The 18,799-nt window shown below is 47.4% G+C and carries 13 protein-coding genes; 9 read left to right on the top strand and 4 right to left on the bottom strand.

The annotated features are described in order from the left end of the window. Both BM292_RS06900 and BM292_RS06895 read left to right on the top strand, forming a co-directional pair. Positions 1-717, top strand: a 717-nt coding sequence (locus BM292_RS06900) for an EF-Tu C-terminal domain-related protein (RefSeq protein WP_245751833.1), incomplete at its 5' end; no start/stop codon positions are given. 218 nt (positions 718-935) lie between these two features. Beyond that, positions 936-1,706 carry a transporter substrate-binding domain-containing protein gene (locus tag BM292_RS06895; protein WP_143434079.1) on the top strand — a complete coding sequence of 257 codons (771 nt, stop codon included), beginning with the start codon at positions 936-938 and terminating at the stop codon, positions 1,704-1,706. Here BM292_RS06895 and glsA read toward each other — a convergent pair. Beyond that, positions 1,703-2,659: a glutaminase A gene (gene glsA, locus BM292_RS06890; protein ID WP_092856767.1), complete on the bottom strand. Its 957-nt coding sequence runs from the start codon at positions 2,657-2,659 to the stop codon at positions 1,703-1,705. The genes BM292_RS06895 and glsA overlap by 4 nt on opposite strands. 2 nt (positions 2,660-2,661) lie before the next feature. Then, complete coding sequence (uvrA, locus tag BM292_RS06885) at positions 2,662-5,487, bottom strand: excinuclease ABC subunit UvrA (protein ID WP_092856764.1); 2,826 nt, start codon at positions 5,485-5,487, stop codon at positions 2,662-2,664. A 117-nt stretch (positions 5,488-5,604) separates the two neighbouring features. On the opposite strand from uvrA, the gene BM292_RS06880 reads away from it, so the two are divergent. Next, positions 5,605-6,990 (top strand): MFS transporter, encoded by a 1,386-nt coding sequence (locus BM292_RS06880; RefSeq protein ID WP_092856761.1) that lies wholly within the window; start codon positions 5,605-5,607, stop codon positions 6,988-6,990. 37 nt (positions 6,991-7,027) lie between these two features. Then, complete coding sequence (gene ssb / locus BM292_RS06875) at positions 7,028-7,600, top strand: single-stranded DNA-binding protein (protein WP_092856758.1); 573 nt, start codon at positions 7,028-7,030, stop codon at positions 7,598-7,600. 16 nt (positions 7,601-7,616) lie between these two features. Here ssb and BM292_RS06870 read toward each other — a convergent pair whose 3' ends face one another. Next, entirely contained in the window at positions 7,617-9,665 is a 2,049-nt protein-coding gene (locus BM292_RS06870; RefSeq protein WP_092856755.1) for a GGDEF domain-containing protein, read from the bottom strand. A gap of 138 nt (positions 9,666-9,803) precedes the next feature. On the opposite strand from BM292_RS06870, the gene BM292_RS06865 reads away from it, so the two are divergent. Both BM292_RS06865 and BM292_RS06860 read left to right on the top strand, forming a co-directional pair. After that, entirely contained in the window at positions 9,804-10,739 is a 936-nt protein-coding gene (locus BM292_RS06865) for an ABC transporter substrate-binding protein (protein WP_092856752.1), read from the top strand. Next, positions 10,739-13,165: a putative bifunctional diguanylate cyclase/phosphodiesterase gene (locus tag BM292_RS06860; protein WP_092856749.1), complete on the top strand. Its 2,427-nt coding sequence runs from the start codon at positions 10,739-10,741 to the stop codon at positions 13,163-13,165. The genes BM292_RS06865 and BM292_RS06860 overlap by 1 nt, the downstream gene beginning before the upstream one ends. A 41-nt stretch (positions 13,166-13,206) precedes the next feature. Here BM292_RS06860 and BM292_RS06855 read toward each other — a convergent pair whose 3' ends face one another. Beyond that, positions 13,207-14,436: an adenosine deaminase family protein gene (locus BM292_RS06855; RefSeq protein WP_092856746.1), complete on the bottom strand. Its 1,230-nt coding sequence runs from the start codon at positions 14,434-14,436 to the stop codon at positions 13,207-13,209. Positions 14,437-14,566: 130 nt separating this feature from the next. On the opposite strand from BM292_RS06855, the gene BM292_RS06850 reads away from it, so the two are divergent. The 3 genes from BM292_RS06850 to pyrC all read left to right on the top strand — a co-directional run bounded on the left by BM292_RS06850 (position 14,567) and on the right by pyrC (position 18,647). After that, entirely contained in the window at positions 14,567-15,145 is a 579-nt protein-coding gene (locus tag BM292_RS06850) for a thymidine kinase (protein ID WP_092856743.1), read from the top strand. Positions 15,146-15,233: 88 nt separating this feature from the next. Further along, a complete protein-coding gene (locus BM292_RS06845) occupies positions 15,234-17,561 on the top strand; it encodes a sensor domain-containing diguanylate cyclase (protein WP_092856741.1) in 2,328 nt (775 codons plus the stop codon). A gap of 48 nt (positions 17,562-17,609) precedes the next feature. Further along, a complete protein-coding gene (gene pyrC, locus BM292_RS06840; RefSeq protein WP_092856738.1) occupies positions 17,610-18,647 on the top strand; it encodes a dihydroorotase in 1,038 nt (345 codons plus the stop codon). The last annotated feature ends 152 nt before the right edge of the window (positions 18,648-18,799 follow it).

The following is an 18,799-nucleotide window of genomic DNA, read 5'->3' as shown; positions in this document are numbered from 1 at the left end:
CTTCTTTCTGAGTACGACTTCCCAGGCGACGACTTGCCAGTAATCCAAGGTTCAGCGTTGAAAGCGTTGGAAGGCGAAGAGAAGTGGGAAAAGAAAATCATCGAATTGGCAGAAGCATTGGATTCATACATTCCAGAGCCAGAGCGTGATATCGACAAGCCGTTCATCATGCCAATCGAAGACGTATTCTCAATCTCAGGCCGTGGTACTGTAGTAACTGGTCGTGTTGAGCGCGGTATCGTTCGTACTGGTGACGAAGTAGAAATCGTAGGTATCCAAGATACTACGAAGACGACTGTAACTGGTGTTGAAATGTTCCGTAAATTGCTTGACGAAGGTCGTGCAGGTGAGAACATCGGTGCCTTGTTGCGTGGTACGAAGCGTGACGAGATCCAACGTGGTCAAGTATTGGCGAAGCCAGGTTCAATCACGCCACACACTCAGTTCGAAGCTGAAGTGTACGTATTGACCAAAGAAGAAGGTGGTCGTCATACTCCATTCTTCAAAGGCTACCGTCCACAGTTCTACTTCCGTACAACTGACGTAACTGGTGCAGTACAGTTACCAGAAGGCGTAGAGATGGTTATGCCAGGGGACAACCTGAAGTTCGTAGTAGAACTGATTCACCCAATCGCAATGGACGAAGGTCTTCGTTTTGCGATTCGTGAAGGTGGTCGTACTGTAGGCGCAGGCGTTGTATCTAAGATCATCGCTTAATAGCCTCGGTATCCGTTAACGGATATTGATAAAAGGGGAGCTTCGGCTCCCTTTTTTGTTTTTGAAAAGCAAAAGCGCTATTATCTATTAGATATTAGCGAAAACACGAAAGCCCAAGACCGCTTTTCTAATATCCAATATCTAATAGCTAATATCGCCCTTGACTTTGAGCGCTGATGTGTGAAGGATACACAAGAGTTAACGGAGTAAACGACGCGTTGAAGTATCTAACAACAATAATCATCATTCTCGCCAATTTCATGTTTAAAGCTGCCGCAGAGCCTATTCAGATTCGAGTAGCTGCCTACGAGTACCCACCATACTATTCTGAGAATATGCCGACGCATTTGGTTGGCGAAGTCATTAACGCGTTAAATCAACTTCAACAAGACTATCATTTTGTTCTTGAACCGATTGCACCTAATGCCCGTTATTTGGCACTAGGCCCAGATGGTTGTTGTGATTTGATGCTGTTTGAAGACGTTGCGTGGGGTTGGGCTGATGAGGATATAGACCTTCATGTTACGAAGCCATTGCTGGTGGGCAGAGAGCGCTTTGTTGCGCTACAGCACCCTAATCGTGATCAACGCTTCTTCGAGATGAAAGGGCTGCGTTTCGGCGGTATCGTGGGCTATCACTATCCGTTTGCAGCAAACGAAAAAGACCATCGAATTCTCGAAGAAAAATATGGCATTTATTTAGGGCATTCACATCGCGTCAATCTACAAATGTTATTGAATGAGCGTCTCGATCTCGTCATGCTATCGGATGAGTATCTTGCTGCAATGGTTTCAGATGCAGTGAAGCGGCAATTACTCATTTCAAACAAGCCATATGGCGTGTTCAACATGGCCACGGTCATTAATAAAGACAAAAACGTGGATGCAACCCATGTCGCCAAGCTTATTCGACGTTTAAAAGAAAATGGCAAACTAAATGCCATTTTTAAAAGCTTTAAGCTACCAACGGTAATCCATACATCAGATTAATAAACACTTAAGCCTAAGTGATTGGCTAATTCACGAATCATGAACATGCCGCGCGCTGAGTTACCGTAGCTATTAAGCGGTGGGCTCCATGCTGTGATCACACCATAATCGGGAACAATCGCGACAATGCCACCACCTACACCACTTTTCGCTGGTAGCCCCACAGTAAACGCAAACTGCCCCGATTGGTCATACATACCACTGGTACTCAGTAACGCGTTAATGCGCTGTGCATCGCGATGTGACGTGATTTGTGCGCCGCTTCGAGGGCATTTGCCGCGGTTGGCTAAAAAGGCCAAGCTGCGCGCTAACTGTTCGGTCGTCATCGTTAATGCGCACTGCCAAAAATAATGATCTAAAACCTCTTCAACGTCAGCTTCGATATTGCCAAAACTTTTCATCAAATAAGCCAGGGCGGCGTTGCGCGCGCCGTGGGTGCGTTCCGACTCGTGTACCCGTGAATCAACAGCCACATCTTCGCTACCACATAACCCGCGAACCATACTCAGTAGCGCTGACTTACTGGCGGAGTAATGACTCACTAACACGTCGCTAACCAACAGCGCGCCGGCATTAATCATCGGGTTGCGTGGTATGCCCTTTTCCCATTCCAGCTGCACAATGGAATTGAACGGCTGACCGGATGGCTCCATTTGCACCCGCTCCCAAAGTGGATCGCCTAAGCGTTCCATTGCGAGCATCAAACCAAATATTTTTGAAATAGACTGAATTGAAAAACACTTATCTGAATCACCGACCGAAGTGACCTTGCCATCAAGCGTTGCCACCGTCAGGGCACAGTAGTCTGATTTGACTTCGGCGAGGGCAGGGATGTAATCAGCAACTTTGCCATCGTTCACCGTTAAGGCTTGCTGCAGAATACTTTCCAGCAATGACTTGAGGTTATCCGGAGCGTGGATGGACTGGCCGCCACTGATCACATCTGCTGTCATAGTTACCCTAACATTGGTTTTAAGAATCGAGCCGTATGCGACGCCTCGCACTTTACAATATCTTCCGGTGCGCCGGCGGTCAAAATCTCACCGCCACCAGAGCCGCCTTCTGGGCCCAAATCAATAATCCAATCTGCTGTTTTAATCACATCAAGGTTGTGCTCGATAATCACAATGGTATTGCCATGATCGCGCAAGCGATGCAATACCGTTAACAGCTGCTGAATATCATGGAAGTGCAGACCGGTCGTCGGCTCATCAAGAATATAGAGCGTTTTACCGGTATCGCGTTTTGAGAGCTCGCGCGCCAGTTTCACCCGCTGTGCTTCACCACCTGATAAGGTTGTGGCACTTTGACCTAAGCGAATATAGGACAAGCCCACATCAATTAGAGTCTGCAATTTGCGTGCGATCGCTGGAATCGGTGCAAAGAATTCACGCGCATCTTCAACGGTCATGTCTAATACTTCGTGAATACTCTTGCCCTTGTATTTGATTTCCAAGGTCTCGCGGTTGTAGCGCTTGCCCTTACAAACGTCACACGGAACGTAAACGTCTGGCAAGAAGTGCATTTCAACTTTAATGACACCGTCGCCCTGACACGCCTCACAACGGCCGCCACGAACGTTAAAACTGAAACGACCAACTTTATAACCGCGCGAACGTGCTTCTTCGGTACCGGCATAAAGCTCACGAATCGGTGTGAAAATACCGGTATAAGTGGCTGGGTTTGAACGCGGTGTTCGGCCGATTGGGCTTTGATCAATATCGACCACTTTGTCGAGATATTGCATGCCATCGATGCTCTCATAAGGCGCTGGCTCATTAGCCGTCGCTTTATTGAGCTCGCGGTGCGCAATACGGAATAAAGTATCGTTAATCAGCGTTGATTTACCCGAGCCTGATACGCCAGTTACACAGGTCATTAGGCCGACCGGAATTTCTGCATTGACGTTCTTCAGATTGTTGCCAGAAGCGCCATTGAGCTTGACCCAATGTTTGCCAGGCTGATGACGTTTTGCGGGCACCTCAATCGCTTTGCGACCAGAGAGGTAGTCACCGGTAAGTGACTCTTCATTGGCAACAATTTCTTCGTAGTGGCCTTGCGCAATCACCTGACCACCATGCACACCGGCACCAGGGCCGATATCAATCACATGATCTGCTGCGCGAATGGCGTCTTCATCGTGCTCAACCACAATCACGGTGTTACCGAGGTCGCGTAAACGTGTGAGAGTGTTCAACAAACGTTCATTATCTCGCTGATGCAAACCAATGGAAGGCTCGTCCAAAACGTACATCACGCCAACTAATCCTGCGCCGATCTGTGAAGCTAAGCGAATCCGTTGAGCTTCACCACCGGAGAGTGTTTCGGCACTGCGCGATAGGCTCAGATAATTCAAACCAACGTTGACGAGGAAGCCTAAACGATCGTTAATTTCCTTGAGAATCTTTTCAGCAATTTTGGCACGCTGACCTTCTAACTCGAGTTCTTGGAAAAACTTGAGTGCGTCGCCAATCGAGCGTTCAACGACTTGTGGCAATGTCGTATCGTTTACAAACACATGTCGTGCTTCTTGGCGTAAACGGGTACCGCCGCAACTTTTACATGGTTGTGACGCCAAATATTTCGACAAATCTTCACGTACCGCCATGGAGTCCGTTTCGCGATAGCGGCGTTGCATGTTTGGAATGATACCTTCAAAGGCATGAGTACGCGCAACGCGATCACCACGGTCGTTCATGTAGGTGAACTCGATCTCTTCTTTGCCACTGCCAAACAACACCACATTTTGGTGTTTCTCATCGAGGCTCGCAAATGGCTTATTGAGGTCGAATTTGTAATGGCGCGCAAGCGATTGCAGCATTTGGTAATAATAAAAATTACGCTTATCCCAGCCGCGAATCGCGCCGCCGGTGAGGCTAAGCTCAGGGTTCGTCACGACTTTGGCTGGGTCAAAAAACTGCTCAATACCAAGGCCGTCGCATGACCCACAAGCACCCGCTGGATTGTTAAAAGAAAATAAGCGTGGCTCGAGCTCTTGCATGCTGTAGCCGCAATGTGGACAAGCAAAGTTAGCTGAGAACACAATATCCTCAACCTGAGAATCGCTTTCCATTGGCACCACAAGCGCAGTACCGCCACTCAGCTCTAATGCGGTTTCGAACGATTCGGCCAAACGTAACTCAAGCCCTTCGCGTACTTTAATCCGGTCAACAACCACTTCGATGGTGTGCTTTTTCTGTAGTTCGAGTTTCGGCGGATCACTTAAATCACATAGCTCGCCGTCAATACGAGCGCGAATGAAGCCTTGCGCTGCAAGGTTTTCTAAAACTTTAGTGTGTTCACCTTTGCGCTCTTGAATAATCGGCGCCACAATCATTAGCTTTTCGCCTTCTGGCAACGCCAATACTTGGTCGACCATTTGTGAAATGGTTTGCGCCGCTAAGGTCACATTGTGCGTTGGGCAACGTGGCTCGCCCACACGCGCAAACATCAAGCGCAAATAGTCGTAAATTTCGGTAATGGTACCAACCGTTGAGCGCGGATTGTGTGAGGTCGATTTCTGTTCGATCGAAATTGCCGGCGATAAGCCTTCGATGCTATCAACATCGGGCTTTTCCATAAGCGATAAAAACTGGCGCGCATAGGCCGAGAGTGACTCGACGTAGCGGCGCTGGCCTTCCGCATACAACGTATCAAAAGCTAACGAAGATTTTCCCGAGCCGGACAGTCCTGTGATGACCACCAGTTTATCGCGGGGTATGGTCACGTTAATGTTTTTCAGGTTGTGGGTGCGGGCACCGCGGATTTCTATTTTATCCATGAGAATTACAACTCTCCGTTGCCAATGACAAGCAATTGAATGAAACGAGTATTATCGCACAACCGGTACCTTCTGGTACAATGGCCAGCGATTTTTTCCTGCAGCTATGAGAATTTCATGCGACAGCAAAACCAAGACAATCGACTCACCCCAATTGAGCGGCGCGCCTCTGGTGCTTTAGCTGCTGTGTTTGGATTACGTATGCTCGGGCTGTTTTTGATCATGCCCGTTATTGCGATTTATGGACAACAGTACCCCGATTACACGCCATTGCTGATTGGCTTAGCGATTGGCGCCTATGGGTTAACGCAAGCATTGTTGCAAATTCCATTAGGTATGCTGTCTGATCGCATTGGGCGTCGCCCCGTTATCATCGGCGGCCTGATTGTGTTTGCCGTGGGCAGTTTGGTGGCGGCTTGGGCTGACTCCTTAGTGGGGGTCATTATTGGCCGCGCGTTACAGGGCATGGGCGCAATTGCCGCTGCTATTTTAGCTTTGGCAGCCGACATTACCCGCGATTCACAGCGCCCTAAAGTCATGGCGACAATAGGCATGTTTATTGGCTTGTCCTTCGCATTGGCTCTCGTGTTAGGGCCATTGCTTGGTGCTCAAATTGGCTTATCCGGATTGTTTTATTTCACGGCTGTCAGTGCCGTTTTCGGCATTTTTGTGTTGCTTGTGGCTGTTCCTAAAGTTGCACAAAAGTCCGCACGTGGCGACTTGATTCCATTGAAAAGCGAGCTGAGTCAGTTATTTAAAGACCCGCAATTGGCGCGATTAAATCTTGGCGTATTGGTACTTCATTGTGTGTTAACCGCATTTTTCGTCGTAGTACCGTTACAACTGATGCGCGGCGGCTTGGCTGCCGATGAGCATGCTTGGTTGTATTTGCCGACGTTAATTGCATCGTTTGCGTTTATGATCCCAATGCTGATAAAGGCCGAGCGCCAACGGCAACAACCGCGCTATTTCCGCATTGCAATTGCCCTCGTCATTTTAGCGGTAGCCGTTATCGTATTTATTCCAGCGCATTGGACTTATTTGGCGATAGCTGTTGTGCTGTTTTTTACCGGCTTCAATTTCTTAGAAGCAACATTACCGAGCTCACTTACGCGCTTTGCACCAGCCGGGCGCAAGGGCAGTGCGAGCGGAATCTATGCCACATTCCAGTTCTTAGGTGCGTTTATTGGCGGCGCCGCTGGTGGTTCAATTTATCAATATTTTGGTTTGTTAGGTGTTGGGATTTTCTGCACGGTACTGCTAGTATGCTGGTTTGCAATTAGCTTTGGCATGCAACCACCACCGCAACAGCAAAGTGTGAGTTTCACGCTCGATAAATTGACTGCAGACCAAGCTGATGGCCTCGCTGAACAACTTAGTCAGGTGGCAGGTGTTGAGGAAGTTCGCATTGTGGCCGCCGAGCAAACAGTGTATTTAAAAGTTCATAAAACCGATTACAATGATTCTGAAATAGAGGCGCATTTAGCGCCGTACCGAACATAAGTATTGAACATAAAAGACAAGTGAAGGAGCAGATGGCATGGCCAGTCGCGGCATCAACAAAGTAATTTTAATTGGAAACTTAGGCGCCGATCCAGAAGTGCGCTACACGCAAAATAACACAGCCATCGCTAATTTATCTGTTGCTACCAGCGAAACTTGGAAAGACAAGCAAACTGGTGAGCCGCGTGAGCAAACCGAGTGGCATCGTTGCGTTGCCTACCGCCGTTTGGCTGAAATTGCAGGTGAATACCTGAAAAAGGGCTCTAAGGTTTATGTGGAAGGTCGTTTACAAACACGTAAATGGCAAGGTCAAGATGGTGTTGAGCGTTATACCACTGAAATTGTGATCAACGATCTACAAATGTTGGATGGTCGTCCAGGTGGCAGTCAAGGTAGCTACGGTGGTGGCCAACAACAATCTGGCGGTTTCGGTGGCCAGCAGGGCGGTGGTCAAGCGCCTCAAGGTGGTCAAGGTCAAGGTGGCTTCGGTGGTCAACAAGGTGGCCAGCGCCAAGCGCCGGCACAGAGCTTTAATCAGAAGCCGGCACAACAACCACAGCAAGAACCGTTTGTGCCCGACCAAGATTTCGACGACGACATTCCGTTCTAGCCCTGACAAAGGCTCCTTAGTACTTCGCCAAGTTCACGACAACTTGGTTTCTGCCTTTTCGTTTACCCTCATACAGTGCCTGATCGGCGCGTATGAGGGCAACGCTCACATCAACATCATCGGGCTTAATTTCGGTGACGCCAAAAGTCGCCGTCACTGATATGTGAACGCCTTTTGTTTTAATCTCGAGCTTACCAATACCTTTCAAAATCTCCTCGAGCCGCGGTAACGACGGGTATAGTTCCGTTTGGTGTAGCAACAAAACGAACTCTTCTCCCCCAAGTCGGGCAACCACATCAGATGGGCGAACGGCTTGTTTTAGATAATTGGCTAATGTTTTTAAGACGATGTCGCCAACGTCATGCCCATACTCATCGTTGACTTTTTTGAAGTGATCGATATCAATGAGCACAAGCGTTGTCGGATGATTAAATCGCTCAAGATGGTAATAGGCAAGCTTTGCTTGGCTCATAAAATATCGGCGATTATAGAGCTTTGTTAGCTCGTCTGTTTCGCTCAGTTCTTCAAGTTGCGCTTGATATTCTTTGGCTTGCGTAATGTCTCGCATGGTGCCAACAAAATAGTCTTCATTATTAATTTTGCAGAAACTCGCGAGCTCATGCACCCAACGGAGCTGGCCGTCAGCGCGGACGATTCGGTGTTCAATGTTGTATGTGCCAGTCGCCTCTGCAGCAGCAAGACTTGTGTCAAAAAACTCTCGATCATCGGGATGAACGAAGTCGCGGAAGGCCTCGACTGATGGCGCGATAGCGTTCTGTTCGAGCCCAAGAATAGTATAAATCTTGTTCGACCAATATAATTCATCAAAGCCTATTTTCGAGGTCCAATAACCAAGCTGACCAATCTCCTGAGCGCGTTCGAGAGTGATTTGCTTTTGTTGTAGCTCAAGCTCAAGCTTTTTCTCCGCCGTAACGTCAAAAATAACGCCATGCCAGCTGGTTCCTCCGTCAGGTAATCGAATCGGTGTAGCCCGTCCAGATACCCATTTTTCACCAACTTCCGGCAAAATAACTCGATATTCAGCCTCCCAAACGGATTGCTCGTCAGCTGACTTCAAGACGCTTTCAGTGACGCGTTCAACATCATCAGGATGAATGCGCTTGAACACCAATGATGCATCGGTACGAATATCTTCGGGTGAACAGCCGTAAATGAGTCGTACCCCTTCGCTCGCGTAGGGGAAAAACGAGCGTCCATCAGGATACCAGCGATAATCGTAAATCATGCCGGGAATCGAGCTTGAAAGAGCCTCGAGTCGTTCGGCTAAATTCACCGATTCGGTGACATTAATAATAGAGCCGATTGCCTGTTTCATGCGACCATCTTCAATCACCGGCCGCATCCGCTCTTTTAGCCAGTAGTATTGGCCGTTGGCACCGCGAATACGGTAACGGCGTGACAATGGCTGTTCAGAACAAGATTTTATCCATTCTCTCAATTTCGGCAGCATGGTTTTACCATCAACCGGATGGATATTATGCTGCCACCATCGTGATGCATTCATGATGGTTTCGTCACTATCGTGCAATAATTCGACACGTTCACCGTAGAGGTGTAACTCGTCAGTATCGAGATCCCACACGAATATCGTAGTTGGTGAACTATCTATCACGCGACGCAAATTTTGTTCTGTTGTGCGAGCTTGTTGTTCTGCCTGTTTCTCGGCCGTGATATCAAAATGCATGCCGACCATCCACTCCGGCTGACCATCGGCAGTCCATGAAATAACACGGCCAGTATCACGCACCCACACCCAATGTCCGTTCTTATGACGCATGCGTGCATCACAACGGTAGGTTTGTGCGTGTCCATCAAAGTGTAACTGTAATTGTCGGGCGGATTCAGCAAGATCGTCAGGATGACTGAGTTGTTCCCATGTCTTGATCGATATTGGTGCAAGTTCTTCTAAGGTGTAGCCTACAATTGCCGCCCAAGTCGCATTAAAACGCGTTTCTCCCGTTTGCACGTTCCATTGCCAAGTGCCAGCACCGGAGCTCTCAATAATGGCACTTAAGTGGGAGGTTAGCGTTTCATTGTTTTCCATACAAACTCACTTTTTCTTTATTTCGTCTTAATCTAAACTATATTGACTGCAAATGACAAAATTTCCTTTCAAGCGCCGCAACTTGTTATAGTATAACGAATGTTATTTAGCATAGCCGTTGGCGTCCGGAGTGATTACGTGAAAAAAAATCTATGGTTCACCGCCGTTAGTCTTTTTTTACTCGTCGGTTGCCAACCGCCGCAAGAACCTATCAACGTTGTTGGTAACTCGTGGCTTGGTTACCAACCGTTGTATGCCCAGCATGTGTTGCATCCTGAGCAACAGCCCAGCAATGTTCATCTAACCATGTTGGTGTCAGATATCAGCGTGATTCGGATGTTGACCAACCAAGCAGCCAGTGTTGCTATGTTGAGTTTGGACAACGCGATTAGTTTAAATTCTCGAACCGATCTTGATTTTTGTATAGCGCTTGCACTCTCGAGCTCTGATGGTGCTGATGCAATTCTGACTCGTCCTGACTTTGTTCCACAGCTCAAAACAGACGCCCCAATTCGAGTCGGAATGGAAGACAGCGCGCTGGCGCGCTATGTGGTATCGCGGTGGTTAGAAGAACATAACATTGACCCATCGCGGGTAAATCGGATGATTGTCTTACCACCTGGACAAGAAACAGCTTTAAACACCAACCTAGTTGATGTCATAGCGACCTATGCGCCATTTACCCAAAATTTGGTGGAGCATGGTGCAGAAGTTATCTTTTCGAGTCGCGAGATACCCGATGAGATCATAGACACCGTGGTGGTTCGAAAAGCGACTTGGCAGCAGTATCACGATCGTTTACTCCCATTAGTCACCACATCTTGGGATACAGCGTTGGCTCAAGCAAAAGTTCCCAATTCTGATATTTTCAACGCCTTGATGAAGTTATCTGATTTGTCAGATGAAGAGCTGAACACCTTGATGGCACAATTGAAGTTTTATAATGCGAACCAAAGTCGTGAGTTTTTGAAAACCGGTTATAGCGATGTGAGTAAAAAAGTCGCGGCTCATTTGCAAGAATCGGGTATGTTTGAGGTGCCGAAAATGTTACCTCCTTGCCAAGGTGTTTTGTGATGAAGTTGCCGCTTTACCAACGTTTAAGCCTACAAATCACCGTACCGATTGTGGTGATCGCATTCATTATTTTGGCAAGTTTGAGCCATTATCTTATCCGTGCACAACAAGAGGAAGCATTTGAGCGAGCGGAACTTGAGTTACGTTCGATGCTCGTGGTTGCGCAGGGTTCACTTAATCGAATGTTTGGTTTGAATCGATTGGAGTCGGTACCGGAATTGTTAAGTGAGGTGCATGTTCACCCGCGTATTGAAAAAGCGTTTTTGCTTGATAGTAACGGCGAATTGATGCGCTTTTATGCGATGAATCAAATTGCGCCAGAACTACCTGAATTTATTCAACGGCTATCGATTGACCAAATTCAGTCGGCCTCACGATCAGGTGTGACATCGATTGAATATCATTCTCAGCACAAGCACTTTGTGGCGATTGTACCGGTGGTGCCGCCTGGAGAGCTAAGTGCAGCTTTACGACGTAATTTATTTGTCGTGGAATACCGTCACGACGATGCTTGGTATCAGCTCAGTATGCTCGCTGTGCAGGAATTAAGTGTGTTTGTCATGGTTTTAGCAACACTGGGCATCTTGTTGTGGCTTGGATTACAAACGCTGATTGTTCGCCCAATGCAATCCATTGTGACAGCACTCGATCGGTTTTCTCGGCGTGAGCCAATTGGGGATGTACAAATAAAGGCATATAACGAACTCGGTTTACTCTCCGATGCGTTAGTGAATGCCGCACAAGCCCGTGAACAGTATGAGGGGCGTTTACGCCGTTTATCCGCGGCAGTAGAGCAAAGTAGCGATTGTATTGTCATTACTGATCTTGATGCGCGTATTCAATACGTCAATACAACATTTACTGAAATCACCGGCTATACCGCCGATGAAGTTATCGGACTCAATCCGAATGTGCTTGCATCAGGAAACACCCCTAAGTCGACCTATGAATCGATGTGGCGCGCACTCACTGAAGGTAAAGTTTGGCAGGGCGAGCTCTATAACCGCCGAAAAGATGGTAGTGAATATCGCGAGTGGGCAACTATTTCACCGCTGCGAGACGATCATGGAAACGTTATAAATTATCTGGCCAGTAAACAGAATATTACCGAACGTCGTGCCGCTGAAGCGCAAGTGAACTATCTGGCGTATTTTGATGTGCTGACGGGGCTTCCGAACCGCACCAAATGTTCAGAAATTTTGCAGCAGTTACTGAGCGGCCGTGAAGCCAGAAAATATGGCGCTGTTGTGTTGCTGGATGTCGATGGATTGCAACGTATTAATGACGTACGCGGCTTCGAGTTTGGTGACCAGGTATTACTCACCATCAAAGACCGCCTCAGCCAAGTGGTGCAACATGAAAGTAATGCGACACTTGGTAATCTCGGTGGCGACTTATTTGCACTTTTACTGCCTGCGACTGGCGAGCGTGAGCATGTGCTTGCGCACACCCAAGTGCTTATCAAAGAAGCTCTAGATGAAATTAGTAAGCCACTACTTGTCGACGGGGAACGTATTATTGTTACTGCGAGTGCCGGTATGGTGATGTATCCCGAATATGGTGATACGCCAGAGTCGATCATTCGCCACGCCGAAACCGCAGTTCATCATGCCAAAGAAGCTGGCGGTAACCAATTGATGGTATATAACCCGTCTTATAGTTACGCGCTGGAACAACACTTTGAAATTGAACGGGCATTGCGCGACGCAATAGGCACTGAGCAATTACAATTGCATATGCAGCCACAGCAATTACCAGATGGCAAGCTTGTGGGTATTGAAATACTTTGTCGGTGGCAGCATCCGGAACTTGGCAACGTATCGCCTGGCGTGTTTATCCCAATCGCTGAAAAAAGCGACCTGATTGTGCAACTTGGTAAGTGGATTATCACACGAGCACTCGAAATTGCGGCAGAATTGCCGGAGGATTTGACGGTTGCAATAAACATTAGCCCACGGCACTTCCGCAAATATGATTTTGTTTATTTTATTGAACGACAACTCGTACGCAGCGGTGTTTCGCCGAACCGACTTATTTTGGAGATCACTGAAAACCTCTTGGTTGATGATATACAAGATATTACTTTGAAAATGAAAACGCTGAAGGAAACTGGTGTGCAGTTTTCAATTGACGATTTCGGTACGGGCTATTCATCGCTAAGTTATCTGACCACCTTAGCCATTGATGAATTGAAAATTGATCAAGGCTTCGTGCAAGGCATAGGCCACTCGAACCAAGATAAAATTGTTGAGACAATTATTTCAATGGGGCAACACCTAGGATTACGCATTGTTGCTGAGGGTGTTGAAACGAAAGAGCAACTCGATTTCTTACAACGCCTTTCAACGGAGGTTGTATGCCAAGGCTACTATTTTCATAAGCCGATGGCACTCGATGACTTTAAAAAGCTGACGTTCACTAAATAAGACGTGAGAGGCGCAAATTTGCGCCTCTCATCGTTGTCGGTTTAACGAACGCCATGCTCTGTGGCAACTTTATCGAAGTACTCTAATGCCTGCTTTGCGTAGGCTCGTTTCGCAATGTAATCACCGGCAAAGAAATTCTTCTTAAAACCGTAGGCGACCATATCCTTTAAACGCTTCAGCGGCACGTCAACGGCACTTAAGGCCAGTTCATATTCTTGTGTCACGGTTGTGCGTGAAACCAATCGGTTGTCGGTACAAATCACCGTCGCTAATCGATTCGCATACATGTGCTTAAAGTTGTGGTTAGCGACATCACCAATGTCTGGATTGGTTTGTAGATTACTGGTGATACACACTTCAATTGCAATGCGGCGATCGGCAACAAATGATGCAAGCCGCCGCGCATAGTCTTCTTTGTCAGTTATTGCCGGGTCTTGGATCATCTCCGGTGAAAACAATGAGTAGCCATGACCTAAGCGGTCGGCGTAACACTGTGTCAGTGCTTCAAAAATACTCTCGGCGCCATAAGCTTCGCCGGCGTGTACGGTTTTCAGTAAGAAATTCTGGTGGGCGTATTCGTACACTTCTTTGAAATCGTGCGCTGGATACCCCATTTCCTGACCAGCAATATCGAGCCCGACAATCGGTAAGCCTTCTTCATCGCGCAGACGGACGCTGGCGCGGATCATTTCCATGGCCGCCGTTTTAATCACTTGCTTCGGCTCATGGTTACGTAACATTTGGAAAAGCTGCGTGTAGTATGGCGAGAAGCCCTTTTTACCGAACATGCGCATGGCGCAATTAATCATACCGTAATCAAATGGTGGCTTGGTGCCGTTTTTGACATCCGCCTGCGCGTTGTATTCGTCTTTGGCGCGCTTTAAGCCTTTGTTGGTGGTATGCATTACCGTATCAAAATCGATACCGCGAGCTGGATCCATCATCAGTTGCGGGGCAAAGCGCACCTCAATGTAGATAACGCCCTCGGCAATATTGTCTTGCGCAAGTTCATACGCAGCTTGCTCGAGGTTTTCCATATCGCGCAGTACCGCGCAGGTATATTGAAAGCCGTTTAAGTACTCACCTAAATTCTGATACGATTCTTTAAAAACCAAATCGTACAAGCCTTCAACTGTATACGACGGAAGCTCGATGCCGCTGCGTTTCGCCATGTCGATCAGGCCGTCTGGGCGCAGGCTACCGTCTAAATGCAAATGCAAATCAGCCTTTGGCATGGCTTTTAAAAAGGCGTGCGAATAAGGTGTGGTCATGAGCTTCTCCTGTTCGAATTTGAGCAATTATATCAAAAAGAAAGGCGAAAAAGGTTGGATATTAGCTATTGGATATTAGATATTAGAAAGACACTTCGAATAACCAACAACGAATAACGAATAACGACTTATGGCTTCACTTTATTTTACGTATTCGGCAATGAATGCCGGTAAAAGCACGTCTTTACTGCAAGTTGCTCATAACTACGAAGAGCGCGATCAACACGTTTTATTATTAACGCCGTCGATTGATGATCGGGCTGGACATGGGCGCATTGCTTCGCGGCTTGGAATTGATCGGGAAGCGTTGGCGTTTTCAAACACCACCGACTTAGCGGCATTGATTGAAGCGCGGCATCAACGTAAACACATTGATTGCGTATTGATTGACGAGGCGCAGTTTTTAACGGAAACGCAGGTTTGGCAGCTAACCGATGTTGTCGATCGGGTGGATATTCCGGTGATGTGCTATGGCATTCGCAGCGATGCTTTTGGTAAAGCTTTTCCGGGGAGTGCGGTATTGCTGGCCGTGGCAGATAAGTTAGCGGAAATGAAAACAATCTGCTTTTGTGGTCGCAAAGCCACCATGAATCTTCGCATCGACGCCGAAGGCAACGCAGTAAAGGCTGGTGATCAAATTGCTATCGGCGGCAATGATCGATACATCTCGTGCTGTCGTAAACATTGGAAAGAGCGACTCGGCCTTTAAATCGTAAAATAATTAGTCACATCAAATGCTTTGGGAAAAGTCTGCTACTATTTAAACAGAAGTTGAATTTACTCAAAGTGGAGAGTCAATGAAACCAGCACCGATACCGAACAATGAGTCAGAACGGTTGCATTTGTTACATGAGCTCGACATTCTTGATACTGAGCCAGAGCCGGTATTCGACAATATTACGCAATTTGTAAAGCAGTTATTTGATGTTGATGCTGCTCTTATAACCCTCGTCGACAGCGAACGACAATGGTTCAAGTCAAAAATTGGCTTTCAAGAGTGTGAAACGCCGCGCGAAGTTTCGTTTTGTGGTCATGCGATTATGCAAGGCTCCACCATGGTGGTTGAAGATGCCACGAAAGACGAACGCTTCGCAGATAATCCATTTGTTGTTGCGGCAGAGGGAGTGCGCTTTTATGCAGGGGCGCCGCTGGAACTCAAACCCGGTATTATTATTGGAACACTGTGCATTGTTGACTCCAAGCCCCGCCAATTTTCCGTGCAGCAAAAAGAGTGGTTAGAAAGTCTGGCTGAATGGGTTAAGAACGAGCTAACGAATCGCTATGCAATAAGTAATTATGAACAAGAGCGCCAAGTTCTCGCTGAAGGACCAATTGCTGCGGTTGTTTGGCAAGTAGAGCCAGAAGCCCATTTAATTTATGCTGCTGCAAATGTGGAAAAAGTACTCGGTTATTCGCGTGACCACTTGCTGAGTCCTGCAGTCAATTATGAGTCCATCGTGCACCGCGCCGACCGCCGCGAATTATTAACGCGAATGCATGCGGTATTAGACGGTAAACAACCTTCGTTGGAACTCGAGTATCGGGTTATTACGCCAGAAAATGAGCTTCGTTGGGTACAGCATTATGCGCGCGCCGATTATGACAGCCAAGGGCATATCGTTAGAGTGCGCGGTTATTTGCATGACAATACCAAGCGCAAACAACTCGAACTTAGCTTAAAACAAGCGAACCAGAGCTTTGCGTTAGCCCTTGCGGCTGGCAACTTAGCCACCTGGGATTGGCACCTACTCAAACAATCCGTCAATGTTAACCACACCTGGGATGAAATACTTGGGCGTGATGAAAGCTATTCGCAGCAAAATAGGTGGGCGCAATTAATCCATCCCGATGACTTTCAAGCAACCCGTGCGGCATTGCAACGTCATTTGAAGGGCCTTGATGAGCGTTTCGAAGCACGCTTTCGTTTGCAACACGTCGATGGTCACTATATTTGGCTGCATAGTATCGGCAAAGTTATTGAGTCGGACGAACAAGGTCTTGCCGTGCGAATGGTTGGCATTCATCACGACATCACTGCAGAAGTTGCTAACGAGGAACGTCGCCGTCAACAAGAAACCATCTTAAATCTCGTGACTGCCGTACAACATGAGTTTCTGTTCGTGAAGGAGTTTAGCGAAGTCTGTGATATCGCATTGCCGCAGTTGATGGCGCTCACTCAGAGTGATGTTGGTATTATCGGTGAGCTACCCGGTAATTCACATACGCAGGATTTGCTCTGGTTGCATGGCGTTCGTCGCTACGATGATGACAACAAAAATCGAGCCTATCAGAAACTGATTCAACAAGGCTTAGAAGTTGAGGTGACGGGGCGTGTCATCCGCCAAGTGTTGAGTGACGGCGAAGCGCAACTCTGTCCTTATCCGGTTCAAAAGGATGAAGTGTTACTTCAACCCATAGACTTACCGGAATTTGATAATGCGTATTTACTGCCACTGTTTTTCAATCGTGAAGTGGTTGGTATCTTATTACTGGCGAATAGCTCAACCGGATACACTCGAGATTTGTTGTTAACCCTTGAACCGATACTCAATACGTTGGGAACTCTGATGCACTTCCGTCGTATCGAGGAGCAACGGCTATCGGCAACCGAAGAGTTGCGCCGTATGGCAACGATTGACGAGCTGACCCAAGTCGCGAATCGGCGAATATTTCTTGAAACGGCTGGGCAAAAATTCAACGAGCAACATCGTTACGACGTTCCTGTGAGCGTTGCGATTATCGATTTAGATCATTTCAAAAACGTGAATGACACATACGGACATGCGGCCGGCGATAAAGTGTTGAAGCAATTCGCCGATATTACTCGAGAGATGTTGAGAGATGGCGATTTACTTGGGCGACAAGGTGGTGAAGAGTTTGCCATATTACTCCCTCATGCAGACATCGAGCAGGCCTTGTTGGTTGCCGAGCGCGTCCGTGGTAGGGTTGAGAAAGCTAGTTTCGAATGGCAGGGTAAACGTATTCCGGTTACGGTAAGCATTGGAATCGCACAACTGTTATCAACCGACAAAGATATCGGCCGTTGGTTTGCGCGGGCTGACAAAGCTCTTTACCAAGCAAAATCTGACGGACGGAATCGCTGTATCGCCGCAAACGAGGTATAATAGTGCGATAATTCATCGCATCCCAAAATTTAATTCATAGAGGTACACATGCAGGCGACTGAGCTAACCATTCCAACCCCAGACGATTGGCATTTACATCTTCGCGATGGCGACTTGTTAGCAACGACAGTACCTGCAACTGCGGATGTATTTGCGCGCGCCGTGATTATGCCGAATTTAGTTCCGCCGGTAACTTCAGTGGAGCAAGCGCAACAATACCGCCAACGTATTCTCGCACAGCGCCCGCTAGCAAATTCTTTTGAGCCGTTAATGGCATTGTATTTGACGCAAAACACCAGCTTAGAAACGGTGAGTGCAGCGGCGGCAGATACCAACATCATTGGTTTTAAACTCTACCCTTCAGGTGCTACCACCAACTCTGATGCGGGTGTTACCGATGTTGATGGCCTAGACGACGTATTTGCTGAAATGGCGAAACTGCAGGTGCCATTATTAGTGCATGGCGAAGTCACCACGGCGGATATCGATATTTTTGACCGTGAAAAAGTGTTTATTGATCGTCATTTGCGTCCATTACTGCAGCGCCATCCGAAATTAAAATTGGTGTTGGAGCATATCACCACGGCTGACGCAGTGAAATTTGTTGAAGAGCAAGGCGACAATGTTGCCGCAACCATTACACCGCAACACTTGTTGATGAACCGCAATGATTTGCTTGTTGGTGGCGTTCGTCCGCACAATTATTGTTTACCGATTTTGAAACGTCGCGATCACCAGTTGGAACTGCGTCGCGCCGCCGTGTCCGGTAATCCGAAGTTTTTCCTCGGCACGGACTCTGCACCGCATGCGCAATCGAAAAAAGAAAATGCTTGTGGTTGTGCGGGTTGTTACTCAGCGCCTGCAGCGTTACCTTTGTATGCAGAGTTTTTTGAACAAATGGGTGCGCTTGATAAATTAGCCGATTTTGCCAGTGGCTTTGGTGCTGACTTTTATGGTTATAAACGCGCAACATCAACTGTTACTTTAATTAAGTCGCCGTGGCGAGTACCAGAAACTGTGATGACAGCCGTTGGGCCGATGGTGCCATATTGGGCTGGCGAAATGTTAAATTGGCAGCTAAAATAATAATCAACAAAAAATAAACAATCGGTTGAACAATTTAACAATCTAGTAATCCCCCTCAAGACATGGTCTTATATGGCTTGAGAGTTTATAAATAGAACTATAATAAAAATTATAATTTGAAAGGAAATCAACTTGATTCGTTTGTGGCGCGC

Origin of the sequence: Pseudidiomarina tainanensis (assembly GCF_900115255.1) — a bacterium.
In the GTDB taxonomy this organism is placed as follows: Bacteria; Pseudomonadota; Gammaproteobacteria; order Enterobacterales; family Alteromonadaceae; genus Pseudidiomarina; species Pseudidiomarina tainanensis.
This window is presented reverse-complemented; position numbering and strand designations above follow the sequence as displayed.